General features: G+C 70.3%; 10 protein-coding genes. 5 read left to right on the forward strand and 5 right to left on the reverse strand.

Annotated elements, in window-relative coordinates; translation table 11 throughout:
• Nucleotides 1-348: 348 nt before the first annotated feature.
• The 3 genes from ABEA82_RS24125 to ABEA82_RS24135 form a co-directional block, all read right to left on the reverse strand.
• Nucleotides 349-1,440: a lytic polysaccharide monooxygenase auxiliary activity family 9 protein gene (locus ABEA82_RS24125; protein ID WP_345663706.1), complete on the reverse strand. Its 1,092-nt coding sequence runs from the start codon at nt 1,438-1,440 to the stop codon at nt 349-351.
• Between the two features lie 180 nt (nt 1,441-1,620).
• A complete protein-coding gene (locus ABEA82_RS24130; protein WP_345663707.1) occupies nt 1,621-2,535 on the reverse strand; it encodes a LysR family transcriptional regulator in 915 nt (304 codons plus the stop codon).
• A gap of 122 nt (nt 2,536-2,657) precedes the next feature.
• Nucleotides 2,658-3,647: an acetylxylan esterase gene (locus ABEA82_RS24135; protein WP_345663708.1), complete on the reverse strand. Its 990-nt coding sequence runs from the start codon at nt 3,645-3,647 to the stop codon at nt 2,658-2,660.
• Nucleotides 3,648-3,878: 231 nt separating this feature from the next.
• Here ABEA82_RS24135 and ABEA82_RS24140 point away from each other — a divergent pair, with 231 nt between their 5' ends.
• From ABEA82_RS24140 to ABEA82_RS24160, 5 genes are read left to right on the forward strand one after another with little or no spacing between them, the layout of a single operon-like run.
• Nucleotides 3,879-4,871 carry an ABC transporter permease gene (locus tag ABEA82_RS24140; protein WP_345663709.1) on the forward strand — a complete coding sequence of 331 codons (993 nt, stop codon included), beginning with the start codon at nt 3,879-3,881 and terminating at the stop codon, nt 4,869-4,871.
• Nucleotides 4,865-5,737 carry a carbohydrate ABC transporter permease gene (locus tag ABEA82_RS24145; RefSeq protein ID WP_345663710.1) on the forward strand — a complete coding sequence of 291 codons (873 nt, stop codon included), beginning with the start codon at nt 4,865-4,867 and terminating at the stop codon, nt 5,735-5,737. Before ABEA82_RS24140 ends, ABEA82_RS24145 begins: the two co-directional genes overlap by 7 nt.
• 41 nt (nt 5,738-5,778) lie before the next feature.
• Nucleotides 5,779-7,434, forward strand: a complete 1,656-nt coding sequence (locus tag ABEA82_RS24150; protein ID WP_345663711.1) for an ABC transporter substrate-binding protein — start codon at nt 5,779-5,781, stop codon at nt 7,432-7,434.
• 28 nt (nt 7,435-7,462) lie between these two features.
• Complete coding sequence (locus ABEA82_RS24155) at nt 7,463-8,146, forward strand: hypothetical protein (protein WP_345663712.1); 684 nt, start codon at nt 7,463-7,465, stop codon at nt 8,144-8,146.
• Nucleotides 8,143-10,149, forward strand: a complete 2,007-nt coding sequence (locus tag ABEA82_RS24160; protein WP_345663713.1) for a beta-galactosidase — start codon at nt 8,143-8,145, stop codon at nt 10,147-10,149. The genes ABEA82_RS24155 and ABEA82_RS24160 overlap by 4 nt, the downstream gene beginning before the upstream one ends.
• Here the strand turns inward: ABEA82_RS24160 and ABEA82_RS24165 are convergent.
• Together ABEA82_RS24165 and ABEA82_RS24170 are read right to left on the reverse strand one after the other, a co-directional pair.
• Nucleotides 10,143-12,122 (reverse strand): alpha-glucuronidase, encoded by a 1,980-nt coding sequence (locus ABEA82_RS24165; RefSeq protein WP_345663714.1) that lies wholly within the window; start codon nt 12,120-12,122, stop codon nt 10,143-10,145. The two genes, ABEA82_RS24160 and ABEA82_RS24165, sit on opposite strands and share 7 nt — an antisense overlap.
• Nucleotides 12,123-12,142: 20 nt before the next feature.
• Nucleotides 12,143-15,940 (reverse strand): GH92 family glycosyl hydrolase, encoded by a 3,798-nt coding sequence (locus ABEA82_RS24170; protein ID WP_345663715.1) that lies wholly within the window; start codon nt 15,938-15,940, stop codon nt 12,143-12,145.
• Between the last annotated feature and the right edge of the window lie 171 nt (nt 15,941-16,111).

Consider the following 16,111-nt stretch of genomic DNA (forward strand, 5'->3'; position numbering starts at 1 on the left):
TGCCCCGCCCCGGCCGACGTGGCGTCGCATGGCCCACACGGAGATCGAGATCACGGCGGAGCGGATCCGGGACCGGCTGCGCGACCAGCACCCCGACCTGGCCGATCGCCCAGGAGACGACCCGGCCGTCCGCCTCCCCCCTGTGCGCCGCCCGACGCGGACGTACTGCTCCGCAAGGAACACACCTGGGGCCCGCCGCCCCGGGAGGCCCGGCGCCGCCTCGTGGCGACGGCCGGCGAGGGCTTCGCCCACGGGGCGCCCGCGCCCGCATGAGAGTCCAGCGTGCCGGCGTGCCGACGGGCCCGGTGACCCGACCTCCCGGTCACCGGGCCCGCCTCGTCCACCGGGTCAGCCCACCCGGCAGGGCAGGCTCGTCGTACTGTCACCCCCGGAACCGGAGACGACGTAGCCGAACGTCGTGCTTCTGCCCGGTTCGAGGGAGCCGTTCCAGCCGGCGTTGTGGACCATCACCGCCTGGCCGGTGTACGTCGCGTTGCCGCTCCACAGGCTCTCGACCTTCTGACCGGCCGGGAGCGTCCAGTCGACCATCCAGCCGAGCATCGGCACGTTGCCGGTGTTGGTGACGGTCACCTCGGACTGGTAGCCGCCGTTCCAGGTGCCGGTCGTCTTCCTCGTGGCCGTGCAGGTGCCGGGCACCGGCTCGGACGGGTTGCCCGGCTCCTTGATGCCGGTCACCTCGCCGTTGCCGCCGTCGAAGACGACGTCGGAGCAGGAGTAGAAGGTCTCCTGGCTGTCGGAGCGCTGCCAGACCATGTAGACGATGTGGCGGCCCGACTTGCCGGCGGGGAGCTTGCCGGTCCAGGAGTAGTTGGCCTCGACCGTGCCCGGCGAGCCGTTCAGCGGCGGGTGGTCGACGCTCAGGAACGGCCGCTCCTCCATGTCGTTCCAGGTGAGCGGCTTGGTCGGGTCGAAGCCGTCCTTCGTGATGTAGACGTAGAACCAACCCGGGTGCGCCGCCCAGGCGTTGTACGAGAAGTCGACCGTCGCCCCCGAGGTGAGGTGGGTGAGCGGCCAGTCCGTGCTGGGCTTGTTGAACCCGGTGAAGTTGGGGTTGCCGCCGCTGCACAGCTCGCCGTCCGGCACGAAGCCCCGGGTGCGGCCGCCGCCGTCCGAGCGGAGGACCGAGAACCAGTTGTAGAACGGGGTGGTCCCGCTGACCTGCTGCGCGGACTTGCACGCCGGGTTGACCGGCTTGATCTCACCGGTGTCGGTCAGACCGTCCTGCCAGCACAGGAACGTACGGCTGCCCGGCTTCATGGGCGTGCCGTGCGCCTCCGCCTCACCACCGGCGGTCATGACCAGGCCGAGGGCCGGCACGGTCACCACCAGGGCCAGCAGGACCAGGAAGAGGGCTCTGGCCCGGGAGGGGAGCGCCGATCGGGGCAGCGTCGATCCGCCCGACGTATTTGTCAGGATCATGACAGCATCATCCGTTCGTGGGGTGACGGGCCTGCGGATGCGTGTGCACGGATGCGCGGGGCGGGAGCGGCTCGAGGGCGGGTTCCGGTCCACCGACATGGGAGCGCTCCCACCCCGCTTGTTGCGGAAGTTAGCGCCGGGCGGGCCACTTGTAAACGGCTGCGGCAGAGCGACGGGTGGTCAGACCCCGTCGCACGGGAGTCCGCGCAGCACACGTCCGGCCGCCTGCCGCAGGGCCGCGACGAGGGGCGTGCCCCGGCGGCTCGGCAGCCACCCGAGCACGGCCGTCCAGGGTTCGAGATCGGTGACGTCGACGTACGACACGCCACGGCGCGGGTAGAGCCACCGGGTCGCGCCGGGCGGGAACTGGATCCCCTGCCCCATGGCGATCAGCGGCAGGGCGCTCTCGTAGTCGACGATCGCGTGCCGGCTGAACCGCACCGGGCCGCCGTCCGGTCGCGGGCCGGCGGACCAGAAGTCACGGAACGCCCTCGGGACCTGCTCCGACCAGCCGATGCGGGGCTCGTCGGCGAGGTCCGCGAGCGTCAGCCTGTCCCGGGCGGCGAGGGGGTGGCCGTCGGCGATCGCCACGCACCGCGGGCCGCCGGCCAGCGTCAGGGTCTGGACGCCGTCAGGCACGGGCAGGAACAGGAACGCCGCGTCGACGTCCCCGCGCAGGACCGCCGGGCCGGCGTCGAAGCCCATCCGTACGACGTCGACCTCCACGTGCGGCCAAACCTCCCGGAGTTCGTCCAGCACGGCCGGGACCGGGTCCATCGACGTGATCGCCTCCAGGGAGCCGATCACGATCCGGCCCGCCGTCGCGTCGGCCTGCGCCGCGGCCTCACGGCGCAGTTCGTCGGCAGCCTCCACCACGGTCCGTGCCCGCCCCACGAGCGCCTCGCCCGCCGCGCTGAGCGCGACCCGGCGTGTCGTGCGGTCCACCAGGGGGACGCCCAGCCGCTCCTCCAGAGCGGTGATGTGCCGTGAGAACGTCGGCTGCGCCATGAACGCACGCCGCGCCGCCCGCCCGAAGTGCAACTCCTCGGCGAGGAGCAGGAACAACTGCAACTGCTGGATGCTGGGATACCTCACGTCGCGACGAGGCTACCAACGCAACGCCCCTGGAAGGGGCGCGGGGCTGGGTCGATGTGCGGCTCCGCCGCGTGGGCGCGACCGGCCCAGACGGACCGGCACCCGTCACCGCACCCGCGTCCCTACGGCGCAAGCACCCCCGCCACCCAGTCGAGTTGACGGCGAACATGCACCGCATCCCCACCCTCATGCCCGTTGAACGGATACGCGTGGATCTCCCGGCGCGGGTCCGCCCCGGCCAAATCCCCGTACCGATTGAACGCCGCATACACCCCACTCGGCGGACACACGACATCCCGCAACCCCACCCCGAAATGAGCCGGTGCCTGCGCACGACGGGCGAAGGACACCCCCTCGACGTAGGACAGCGTGCGCCAGGCGTCCCGCTCGGCCCCCCGATGGACGGACAGATACGCGGCGATCTCCCCGTACGGCCCCGCGTCCGTCAGGTCGAGCGCCCGCCGGATCCCGCACAGTAACGGGGCAGTGACGAGCACACCCGCCAGATCGGGCACGAGTCCGGCCACGGCGAGGGCCACTCCACCCCCCTGACTGTTCCCGACCGCGACGGTCCGCCCGGCATCCACCCCGGGCAGCCCCCGCACCGCCGAAACCGCCCGTACCGCATCGGTGATCAGCCGCCGGTAGTGGTACTCCTCGGGTGCCAGCAACCCGCGCACCGCCGGCCCGGGCCCGCCAGGGGCACTGGCGTGCGGGTCGGGCGTCTCACCACCGCACCCGTACTGGTCGCCCTGCCCCCGGTTGTCCATGAGCAGATGCGCGTACCCGGCGTTGACCCACGTCAGGCGCTCGTGCGGGAGCCCGCGCCCCCGGCCGTACCCGGCGAACTCCACGACGGCGGGCAGGGGTTCACCACCCTCGGCAGGGCGACTGAACCACGCCCGCACCGGGTCGCCCGCGAAGCCCCGGAAGGTCACGTCCCAGGTCCGGGTCAGCCGCAGCCCCGTCTCCACCGGCCGCACCGACACCAGGGGGTCCGCCCGCCCGGCCTCCTTCAGGGTGTTCAGCCAGAACGCGTCGAAGTCGGCGGGCTCCTCGACGTCCGGGCGATGGCGCTCCAGTTCTGTCAGCGGCAGGTCGAACGCGGGCACGACGGCACCTCGCAGGAGTCGGTGGCCATCCAGAAACTTGCGATGGACAACGGGCGGCAGGTCCCTGGGGTCTACCCAGCTTCGACGGGAATCCAACGCCGCGCGGGCGCCCCGTACGACCGTCGCGACACCCATTGACAGCGCTTTCTGGTAGCCATAGGTTGCCGCGAAGTTACCGGTAAGAGCTCGAAAGTTTCGGTTCCGCGTCCCATGCCCACGGGAGGCCCGAGCATGAGCACATCCACCACGTCGGCCCCGCCGGGCACCCAGGATCCGCCTCCGGCCAGAGCCGCACCCCGCCGCGGCAGACGGGCGCCCGCCCGGACCGGATGGCGCCGGGCACTGCGCCGCGACTGGCAGTTGTACTCCCTGGCGGTCCTGCCGCTGCTGTTCTTCCTGGTCTTCCGCTACCTGCCGATGATCGGCAACGTGATCGCCTTCCGGCGCTTCGAGCCGGGCGGTTCGATGTTCGGCGAGGAGTGGGTGGGGCTGCGCTATGTGCAGATGTTCCTCAACGACCCCACCTTCTGGCAGGTGTTCCGCAACACCCTGTGGATCGGCGGGCTCACGCTGCTGTTCTGCTTCCCGATCCCGATCGTGCTGGCACTGCTGCTCAACGAGGTGCGCCGGCGCTCCCTGAAGCGGTTCGTGCAGTCGGTGTCGTACCTGCCGCACTTCCTGTCGATCGTGATCGTCGCGGGCATCACGATGCAGATGCTCGCCAGTGACGGCCCCGTCAACCACGTCCTCGGCCGGCTCGGCCACGAGCCGATCCGCTTCATCCAGGAGCCCGAGTGGTTCCGCACCATCTACGTCGGCTCGGAGATCTGGCAGACCGCGGGCTGGGGCACGATCCTCTACCTCGCCGCGCTCACCACGATCGACGAGGACCTGTACGAGGCCGCGCGCATCGACGGCGCCAACCGCTGGCAGCAGATCTGGCACGTCACCCTGCCCGGCATCCGGCCCACCATGATGACCCTGCTGATCCTCAACGTCGGCACGTTCATGGCGGTCGGCTTCGAGAAGGTGCTGCTGCTGTACAACCCGCTGACGTACCCGACCGCCGACGTGATCTCGACGTACGTGTACCGCTCGGGTGTCGAGTCCAACAGCTTCAGTTACGCCGCCGCCATCGGCCTGTTCGAGGCGATCATCGGCCTGGTCCTCATCACGTCCGCCAACCAGCTCTCGCGTCGCGCAGTGGGGACGAGCCTGTGGTGAAGCCGAGCCGTTCCTACCGGGTCTTCCAGGGCGTCAACGGGGTGGTCCTCACCCTGGTCGTACTCGTGACGCTGTACCCCTTCGTCAACATCCTGGCGCGGTCCTTCAGCGGGGAGCGGCAGATCCGGGCGGGCGAGGTGACCCTGCTGCCCAAGGGGTTCAACCTCACCACCTACAAGATCGTCTTCCAGGACTCGATGTTCTGGCGGAACTACGGCAACACCGTGCTGTACACGGTGGTGGCGACGGCCGTGGCGATGGTGCTGACGACCTGTTACGCCTACGTGCTGTCGAAGAAGAACCTCAAGGGCCGCGGTGTCCTCGTCGGCGTCGCCGTGTTCACCATGTTCTTCACCGGCGGCCTGATCCCGAACTACATCCTCGTCACCAGCCTCGGACTGAAGAACAGCGTCTGGGCGATCGCCCTGCCGAACGCCATCAGCGTCTTCAACCTGCTGGTGATGAAGGCGTTCTTCGAGAACCTGCCGACGGAGCTGGAGGAGGCCGCGCAGATCGACGGCCTGAGCACGTACGGCACCCTGCTCAGGATCGTGCTGCCGCTGTCCAAGGCGGTCATGGCGACGATGGTCCTCTTCTACTCCGTGTCCTTCTGGAACTCCTGGTTCAGCGCGTTCCTCTACATGGACCGGACGGACTTGATGCCGGTCACGGTCTACCTCCGCAACCTCATCCAGGGCGCCACCGGCGGCGGCAACGCGGGCGCCGGCGCCGAGCAGCTCAGCCAGGTCGGCGCGAACATCCAGTCGGTGACCATCGTCCTCACCGCCCTGCCGATCCTCTGCGTGTACCCGTTCGTCCAGCGCTACTTCGTCTCGGGCGTGATGCTCGGCGCGGTCAAGGGCTGACGCCGCCTCCCCCCACTCGCTGACGGAACAAAGGAGTCTCCGTGAAGAACGCAGGACAGCTGTCGCGGCGCCAGATACTCGCCGCCGCCGGGTTCGTCGGCCTCGCCACCCTCACCGGTTGCGGCAGCGGGGACGAGGGCGGGGACGGGAAGGACCTGTCCAAGAAGCAGAACGGGGCGATGAAGAACTACCGGGCCGGGCAGCAGTTCAAGGCCGCCGAGCCGCTGTCGTTCTCGGTACTGCACAACAACAACCCGGTCTACCCGATGAAGAACGGCTGGCTGTTCTGGAAGGAGCTCACCAAGCGCACCGGGGTGACCCTCAAGCCGGTCGACGTCCCGCTGGCCGACTACGAGAAGAAGCGCAGTGTGCTCATCGGGGCCGGAGACGCCCCGTTCCTGATCCCCAAGACGTACCACCCCTCCGAGGTCGCCTTCGTGTCGTCCGGCGCGATCCTGCCGGTCAGCGAGTACGTCGAGCTCATGCCCAACTTCCGCGACAAGGTGCGCAAGTGGAAGCTGGAGCCCGAGCTCGACTCCATCCGCCAGTCCGACGGCAAGTACTACCTGCTGCCCGGCCTGCACGAGAAGGCCAAGGCCGGCTACTCGCTGTCCTTCCGCACGGACGTCCTCGACAAGCACGGCCTCACCCTGCCCACCAGCTGGGACGAGGTGTACGACGTCCTCAAGGCGCTCAAGGAGGAGTACCCCGGCAAGTACCCCTTCACCGACCGCTGGAGCACCAACACCCCGTTCCCCTGCGGCGCCCTGTTCAGCTACCTCGGCCAGGCCTTCGGCGTCAGAGCCGGCTGGACCTACGACAACATCAGCTTCGACCACAAGGCGCAGAAGTACGTCTTCACCGGCGCCCAGGACGCCTACCGCCAGATGGTCGAGTACCTGCGGAAACTGGTCGCCGAGAAGCTGATGGACCCCGAGAGCTTCAGCCAGACCGACGACCAGGCCGTGCAGAAGCTCCTCGCCGAGAAGTCCTACGCCATGAGCGCCAACCCCCAGGTGCTGGTGCAGGAGTACCGGTATAACCTCGAGAAGCAGGTCAAGGGCGCGAAGATCGAGATGGTCCCGGTGCCGCTCGGGCCCGCCGGTCCCGTGGTGCTGGGCGGCAGCCGGCTGGAGAACGGCGTGATGGTCTCCAGCAAGGCGCTGAAGAGCGACAGCTTCGTCGCCATGATGCAGTTCGTGGACTGGCTCTGGTACTCGGACGAGGGCCAGAAGCTGGCCCGCTGGGGCGTCGAGGGCGTCACCTACACCCGCTCCGCGGGCCAGTACCGGCCGAAGCCCGGCATCAGCCTCATGGGGTCCGACCCGGACGCGCCGAAGGACATGCAGAAGGACTTCGGCTTCTACAACGGTGTCTTCGCCTACGGCGGCAGCTGGGAGCTCGTCTCCTCGATGTTCAGCCCGGACGAGAAGAAGTTCCAGGACGCGATGGCCCGGCGCAGGCAGCTGCCCATCGACCCGGCACACCCGCTCCAGTCCTTCGAGCAGGAACAGGCGACCCTCTGGGACACCCCGCTCAAGGACACCGTCATCCAGAACACCCTCCGGTTCGTCCTCGGCAAGCGTCCGCTGTCCGAGTGGGACGCCTATGTCGCCGAGCTGAAGTCGAAGAACATGCAGCAGCTCGTCGACCTGCACAACAAGGCGTACGAGCGCTTCAAGAAGGAGAACGGGTGATCCGCAGAGCACCGGACCGGGGGACGGAATGAGCACCGTACGGACGACCGGCTTCGGCACCGGAGCCCTCTCCCGCGCCTCCGCCCTGATCCACACCCTCCTGACCGTCGAGGCCCTGCTGCTCCTCGCCGCCTCCCCGGGCCTGGCCGGACTGCTCCTGCTCGGCCCCGACCCGGCCAACGTCCCGCTTGCGGCCCTGTGCCTGCTGCCCCTCGGACCGGCCCTGTCCGCCGCCCTCTACGCCCTGCGGCACCGCAGCCGCGACCTCACCGAACTGCACCCGGCCCGGGCCTTCCTGCGCGGCTGGCGGCTCAACGCCGTAGCGGCGCTGAAACTGTGGACACCCCTGCTCGCCTGGCTGACGGTGATCGCCTTCACCCTCACCCACTTCTCGGCCACGGGCCTGCCCGGCTGGTGGGCGCTGCTGCTCGCGGCGATTGGGGCGGGCTCCCTCCTCTGGGGCGCGCACGCCCTCGTCCTCACCTCGCTGTTCGCCTTCCGCACCCGGGACACCGCCCGCCTCGCCGCGTACTTCCTGTTCCGGCACGGCCGCGCCACCCTCGCCGCCGCCTCCCTGCTGGTCCTGACGGCAGCGCTGACGGCCCTGCTGACCGAGGCCCTGCCCGCCCTGCTGGCCGCCCCGCTACTGCTGTCCCTGCTGCACGGCGGCCGCTCGGTGATCACCGAGACCCAGGAGGAGTTCACCGCATGACCGCGCCCCGCACGCCGAAGATCCCGTACGGCGGTGACTACAACCCCGAGCAGTGGCCCGAGGACGTCTGGGACGACGACCACCGGCTGTTCGCCCGGGCCGGCATCGACACGCTCACCGTCGGCGTCTTCACCTGGTCCCTCACCCAGCCGGCCCCGGCCACCTACGACTTCACCGTGCTGGACCGCGTCCTCGACCGCGCCGCTGCCGAGGGCCGCCGGGTCTGCCTCGCCACCGGCACCGCCGCCCTCCCGCCCTGGCTCGCCAAACGGCACCCCGAGGTCAACCGCACCGACTTCGAGGGCCGCCGCCACCGCTACGGCCAGCGCCACAACTTCTGCCCCAGCTCACCGGCGTACCGGCGGCACGCCCGGGACATGGCCCGTCGTCTCGCCGAACGGTACGCGCAGCACCCGGCCCTGCTCGCCTGGCACATCAACAACGAGTACGGCGGCGCCTGTTACTGCGACCTGTGCGCCGAGGCGTTCCGGGAGTGGCTCCGGGACCGGCACGGCACCCTCGACGCCCTCAACGACGCCTGGTGGACCACCTTCTGGTCGCACCGCTACACCGACTGGGACCAGATCGAGCCGCCGAGCGCCCTCACCGAGCACTGGCGGGGCCCCGACCACACCGCCTTCCAGGGCATCACCCTCGACTGGTTCCGCTTCACCACCGACGCCCTCCTCGGCTGCTTCCTGGCCGAGAAGGAGGTGATCCGCGCCCACGACCCGGACACGCCCGTCACCACCAACTTCATGGGCACTTTTCGCCCCCTCGACTACCACCGCTGGGCGCCCCACCTCGACTTCGCCTCCTGGGACAGCTACCCGCCCCTGGACGCCCCGCCGACCCGGCCCGCCCTCGCCCACGACCTGATGCGCGGCCTGAAGGACGGCGCCCCCTTCTGGCTGATGGAGCAGACGCCGTCCACCACCGCCTGCCGGGACGTCAACCCGCTCCGGCGCCCCGGCGAACTCCGCCTCGCCACCTTCCAGGCGATCGCCCACGGCGCGGACGCCGCCCTCTACTTCCAGATGCGCGCCTCCCGGGGCGCCTGCGAGAAGTACCACGGGGCGGTCATCGGTCACGCGGGACGCGACGACACCCGCGTCTTCCGCGAAGTGGCGGACCTCGGCGCCGAAGTGGAGCGCCTCGGTGCGGTCACCCTGGGCGCCCGCACCCCGGCCCGCACCGCTCTCCTCTTCGACTGGGACAGCTGGTGGGCCCTGGAGATCTCCGACGGCCCGTCCCGGCTGGTGAAGTACCCGGACGTGGTCCACGCCTACTACCGGGCCGCCCGCGCGGCCGGCGCCGACGTGGACGTGGTCCCGCAGACGGCCGACCTGACGTCGTACGACGTGGTCCTCGCGCCCGCCCTGTACATGGTCAAGGGCGACCTCGCCACCCGCCTCGAAGCGGTGGCGAGGCGCGGCGGCACGGTCCTCACCACCTTCCTCTCCGGCCGTGTCGACGAGCACGACCGCGCCGTCCCCACCGACGTCCCCGGCCCCCTCGCGCCCCTCATGGGCGTCCGCGTCGACGAATGGGACGCCCGGCCGCCGGAGTTCACCCAGATCGTCCCCGAGCTGGGGACCGAGGCGCGGCTCGTCTTCGACATCGTGCTGCCGCGCGGCGCCGAAACGGTCGCCACCTACGGCACCGACTTCTACGCGGGCACCCCCGCCGTGACCCGCAACCGGTTCGGCGACGGCGAGGGCTGGTACGTGGCCACCGCCCTCGACCAGCCGGGCGTCGACCAGGTCGTACACCGGATCCTGGCCCGCCACGACCTGCTCGGCCCCTACGCCGGCCACCCGGCGGTGGAGACCGCGACCAGGGTCGCCCCCGACGGCACCCGCCTGCTCTTCCTCCTCAACCACGCCCCCGAACCGGCCCACCTGACCGCCCACGCCATCGCCACCGACCTGCTCACCGGAAAGCGGGTGGACCAGGGCGAACCCCTGGTCCTCGACCCCCTGGGCGTAGCGGTCCTTCAGTAGATGCGCCGCCCCCGCTCGTCCGGCACCCCCGACTTGCGGAAGAAGTAGCTGTTGATCTGGTCGCGCCACTCGCGGGCACTGCGGAGCTGCTCCTCGTACCGCTCCGCCACCCGCGCGTGACGCCCCTGCCCGACCAGGTCCGCGAGGCCCGCCCACACCCGGCGGGCCTCCTCGACCTCCTGAACACCCTCGAAGTGCGTGTCGTAGATGTGCTGGATCACGGTCTTCCCGCTCTTCAGCACATGCCCGTAGGGCACGTGGTGGAAGAACAGCAGCAGCTCGTCGGGGCAGGTGTCCCGGGACTCGTACAGCTCGGACCACGGCTTGGCGTACTGCCCGGCGTACCCGGTGCCGGTGGCCGCACTGCGGTCGACCCCGACGCCGTCCCGGTCGGCGAAGTGGTAGGTCCCCCACGGGCTGTACTCGTAGCCGTCGACGCTCGGCCCGTAGTGGTGGCCCGGCTGCACCATCCATCCCACGCCGAGGGGAGCGGTGTACTTCTCGTACGTCCGCCACGAGCCGTCGAGCACCGCGTGCAGCCCGTCGGCCAGCGGCGCCGGGGCGTCCGGGAACGTGAGTGCGATCCACTCGTCCAGCACCGCGCGGGGTTCGGCGTCCGGCCGCCACGCCAGCCGCCCGAAGGTGTACAGGTTCGCCTGGGCCAGCGGATGCCCCGTCCAGAACGGGTCGTCCCCGGCGTTCGACACGGCCACGAGTCCGCCGCGCGCCAACTCACCTACGCAGAGGTCCTGTTCGGGCCGGAACCGCAGCACCTCGCTCCACATCGGCCCCAGCCAGCAGACGTGCCGCTGCTGGCCCGTGTACTCCTGGGTGGCCTGCACCTCCACCGCCGGCCGGGTGCTCGGCATCGCCCCGATCAGCGGTGAGACCGGCTCCCGCACCTGGAAGTCCATCGGCCCGTGCTTCACCTGGAGCACCGCGTTGGCGGCGAACTCCCCGTCCAGCGGCACGAAGTGGTCGTACGCGGCCCGGGCCCGGTCCGTGGTGCGGTCCCGCCAGTCCTGGCGGTGGTCGTAGACGAACGCCCGCCAGTGGACCGTGCCGCCGTGCGGCTCCAGCGCGGCGGCCAGCAGGTTCGCGCCGTCCGCGTGACTGCGGCCGTACGCGAACGGCCCCGGCTGCCCCTCCGAGTCGGCCTTCACCACGTACCCGCCGAAGTCGGGTATCGCCTCGTACACCCGCCGGGTCGCCCCGGCCCACCAGTCCCGCACCGACACGTCCAGCGGATCGGCCGTGGGCAGCCCACCGAGCACGATCGGCGCGGCGAAGGACACCGACAGGTGGGTGCGGACGCCGTAGGGCCGCAACGCGTCGGCCAGGTCGGCCACTTCACCGATCCGGTCGGTCAGCAGACGGGCCTCGGCCGCGTGCACGTTGACGTTGTTCACGCAGACCGCGTTGACCCCGCACGCCGCGAGCAGCCTGCCGTACGTCCGCACGCGGCCGAGTTCGCCCCGCGCCCTCCCGTCCTCCCAGAACAGCGAGCCACCCGCGTACCCCCGCTCCACCTGGCCCATGACCGGGTGCACGGCCACGTTGTCCCAGTGGTCGAGCATCCGCAGCGCGTGCGCCGGGCGATGTGTCTCCGGCGCCCAGTCACCCCGGAACGCCGCCTCCCCGAGGCGTACGACGTGGAACAGCCCGTACAGCAGCCCGCGTCCGCCGGAGGCGGTGACGGTCGTCGTGCCGCCCGAGCGCGCGACCGCGAAGCCCTCCTCTCCGAGACCGTCCGCCCCCAGGCCGAGGACCAGGTCGTACGGGCCGTCCGAAGCGGCCCGCACGACCCGGCCCCCGAACCGCCGGCAGGCCTCCGCCACCTCCCCGTGCACCGTCTCCACCAGCGGATCCGACCCTCGGATCAGCGTCCGTCGGCCACCGACCGCCCGGAAGGCGGCGGACGGCAGCCAGGCCGGGTCGACACCCTCGGGCGGGACGGGCACGGGAAGCGACATGAGACCACCAACTCCCTTGCTCAGGAGAGCAGTTCGACCTCCGCCAGGCTGCCCTCACCGTCGAGGACCAGGCGGTACCTCTCGTACGTACCCGGTGACCTCACGCTGAACGCGCGTGTCTGCCTGTCCCAGGCGAAGGACTCCCCGGAGCGCCGGTCCAGCGTCCGCCAGGTCGTGCCGTCGGACGAGCCCTGGAGCGTCCAGCCGGCCGGTGCCTTCGTCCGGTCGGACGACGACGTCAGCGTGTACTGGACGGCCTTGGCGCGCTCGCGGACCGGAAGGTCCACCGAGGTCGCGGCCGCGTCCGTCGCCGAGGTGTCGTCGAAGAGGGCGCCCTCGCCCTTCAGCACGTCCGCGCGGGGTGTCGGCACCTCGTCGTCCCGGGTGATCGACACGGGTGCGGCGTGCTCCCCCGTGCCCCAGGCCGACGGCCGCGAGCCCATGTCGAACTCCAGGACACCGCCCTCGGCGACCACGGAGTGGGGGAGCGAGGTCTTCGTCCACGAGCGGCCGTCGACCTTCAGCCCCTGCACGTACACGTTCTGCGCGCTGTTCCGCGGAGCCTTCACCACCAGCTCCCGCCCGTTCTCCAGATGCACGGTCACCTTCTTGAACAGCGGCGAGCCGATCGCGTACTCGCCGCCGCCCATCACCAGCGGGTAGAAGCCGAGCGCGGAGAACAGGAACCAGGCCGACTGCTCACCGTTGTCCTCGTCCCCGTGGTAGCCCTGGCCGATCTCACTGCCCGTGTACAGGCGCGACAGCACCTCGCGGACCTTCTCCTGGGCCTTCCAGGGCTGCCCGGCCGCGTCGTACATGTAGATGGCGTGGTGCGCGACCTGGTTGGAGTGCCCGTACATGCCCATCCGCACGTCCCGCGCCTCCGTCATCTCGTGGATGACGCCCCCGTAGGAGCCGACGAACTCCGGGGAGGCCGTCTCAGGTGTGGAGAAGTAGTCGTCGAGCTTGTCGGCGAGACCCTTCCGGCCGCCGTACAGGTTCGCCAGGCCTCGACTGTCTTGTGGGGCGGTAAACGCGTATCCGTATCCATTTGTCTCGGTGTAGTCGTGCCCCCAGACCCGAGGGTCGTACTTCGACGACTCGACCCGCCAGTCGCCCTTCGCGTCCCGGCCCTGGAAGAACCCGGCCTTCGTGTCGAAGAGGTTCACGTAGCCCCGGGCGCGGTTCAGGAAGTACTCCGACTCCTCCTTGTAGCGCCGCTCGCCGGTCTCCTCGTAGAGCTTGCGGCCCATCCGGGAGATGCCGTAGTCGTTGAGGTAGCCCTCCAGCGCCCAGGACAGGCCCTCGTGCGTCTCGGTGCTCGTGTAGCCGAGGAACGGGGAGGTGGCCATGCCCTTGCGGCCGACGCCCGAGCTCGGGGGCACCACCGTGGCGTTCTTCACGGCCGCGTCGTAGGCCGCCTTCGCGTCGAAGTCCACGCCCTTGACGTACGCGTCCGCGAACGCCACGTCCGAGGACGTGCCCGTCATGAGGTCCGCGTAGCCGGGGGAGGACCAGCGCGAGGTCCAGCCGCCGTCCTTGTACTGCTGCACGAACCCGTCGACCAGCTCGCCCGCCCGGGACGGGGTCAGGAACGAGTAGGCCGGCCAGGTCGTCCGGTAGGTGTCCCAGAAGCCGTTGTTGACGTACACCCGGCCGTCGACGATCTTCGCGCCGGTGTGCGTCGGGGTGTCCGGGCTCGGCATGGGGGAGAACGGCGAGGCGTACCGGTCCTTCCCGTCGACCTGCTCGAAACCGGAGTTCGGGTACAGGTACAGCCGGTACAGGCTGGAGTACAGCGTCGTCAGCTGGTCGGGGGTCGCGCCCTCGACCTCGACCTTGCCGAGCAGCCGGTCCCACTGCCGCTGGGCACCCTTCTTCACCGCCTCGAAGGACCTGCCCTCAGGGATCTCCTGGCGGAGGTTGTCCTTGGCCTGGTCGACGCTGATGAGCGAGGTCGCGAGGCGCAGGGTGACGGTCCGGTCGTCGGCCTTGAAGCGGAGGTAGCCCTTCACACCGGACGAGGAGCCCTCGGTGACCGGCTGGTCGAACTCCCCGTACACGAACAGCCGGGTCGCGCCCGTCGAGAGACCGGACTTCACGTCCGAGTAGCCGGTGACGGTCCCGTTCTCCTGGTCGAGGGTCAGGCCCGCCTGGTCGGTGACGTTGTCGAAGAGGACGCTCGCGTCGTCGCCGGGGTAGGTGAAGCGCAGGGCGGCCGCGTGGTCGGTCGGTGCCATCTCGGCCTTCAGCCCGTTCTCGAACCGCACCCCGTAGTAGTACGGCCGCGCGGTCTCGTTCTCGTGCCGGAAGGCCAGCTCCCGGGCCTCCCGGCCGAGGTCCGGAGCGCCGGCGGCGATGGACGGCATGACCTGGAAGGTCTGCCTGTCGCCCATCCAGGGGCTGGGCTCGTGGCTCGCGCTGAACGCCTGGATCGTCGGCAGATTGTCCGCGTTGTTCGCGCGTGCGTAGTCGTACAGCCAGCTCAGCGAGCCCGCGTTGGTCACCGGTGTCCAGAAGTTGAAGCCGTGCGGCACCGCCGTCGCCGGGAAGTTGTTGCCCCGCGAGAAGCCGCCGCTGGAGTTGGTGCCGCGTGTGGTGACCGCGTAGTCGGACAGATGCGCCTTCGGCCGCTCGGGGGCGACGGACTCGATGGTCACGTCGTCCAGCCAGCCCCGGAACCTCGCCGGGCCCTTCGGGGAGTCGTACGCCACCAGGATCCGGTCCACGGTCTTCCCGGCCGCGACCGACCCGATCCGCGCCGCCACGTTGTTCCACTGGTTGACGTAGAGCACCTTCGCGGCGCCCTGTCCCCGTGGGGTCAGCGGGAACCCGTGCCGGTCGGTGGCCCCCAGGTCGCTCAGGTAGGTGCCGTCGGTGAAGGCGAGGTCGACGGAGACGTTCGTGGCGTCGTAGTCGAGGTCGCCGTCCGCCATCGACGGGAAGACCCGATAGGAGAGCCGGGTGTCCCGGCCGACGGCCACGTTCACGTCGAAGACCTTGTTGTACGAGTACGCGCGTCCCTCGGTGGTGTGCCGGCCGGCGTAGCGCAGGGCCCGCTTCCCGGTGAACCCGGCACCCGCCTTGGCGGTGGGGGAGCCGCTCGGACCGCGGTCGACCAGGGAGAGCATGTCCCGCGGCACCGGCCCGTCATTGCCTCCGGTGGAGAACTGCACGTCGGCGAGCTGGAGGAGGTCGCCGCCCTTGTTCCCCGTGATGTCGAGCCGGAAGTGCCGGTACTCGGCGGGTCCCGCGAGGTCGTACGTCCTGGTCTGGAACCGCTCGGAGAAGGACTCGCCGGAACGGGTGTCGAGGGTCTTCCACTCCTTGCCGTCGGTGGAGCCCTTCAGGGTCCAGTCCTTCGGGTCGCGCTCGTCGTGGTCATTGGCCGACGTCAGGGCATATCGCACCAGTTTGACTGGTTTGTCCAGGTCGAACTCGACCCAGCCGGTGGGCTCGAAGGTGAGCCACTTGGTGCTCGGCTCGCCGTCGACGAGGTTCTCCTTCACCTCACCGCCGCCCGTGTTCTCGGCGCCGGCCCGGACATCGGTGACCTGGTCGGTGACATTGCCCGGTATGCCGCTGCTGTAACCGCCGTCGACCCCCGACGCCCGCTTGCCGCCTTCGGGGGTGGTGTCGACGGTGTTCGACCAGTCCGGAAGCGGGTCGTCCGCCTCGAAGGAGGACGTGAACCTCCGATCGGCGGCCTCGGGAGCTCCGGGCCGTGCGACCGCCACGCCCTGTGAGCTCAGGGCCAAAGCGAAGGCGGTCGTCGACACGACCGCCGAACCCCATCTGTGCCGAGCTTTCCGCTGCATCAACGGGTACCCTCCCTGCGCAGTGGACAACGTTGTCAACTTCGACGCGCAAGGACCAGTAGTTGCCCAAGTGGCGAGGGGTGTCAAGGGTGTTGGTTGTGGGATCCGCGGGCGGTGACCGGGATTTTTCCGCCGGGCGCCCCGCGGACCGCTCGTCTTTCCGTGAGGTCT

The organism is Streptomyces venetus (genome assembly GCF_039540295.1).
In the GTDB taxonomy this organism is placed as follows: Bacteria; Actinomycetota; Actinomycetes; order Streptomycetales; family Streptomycetaceae; genus Streptomyces; species Streptomyces venetus.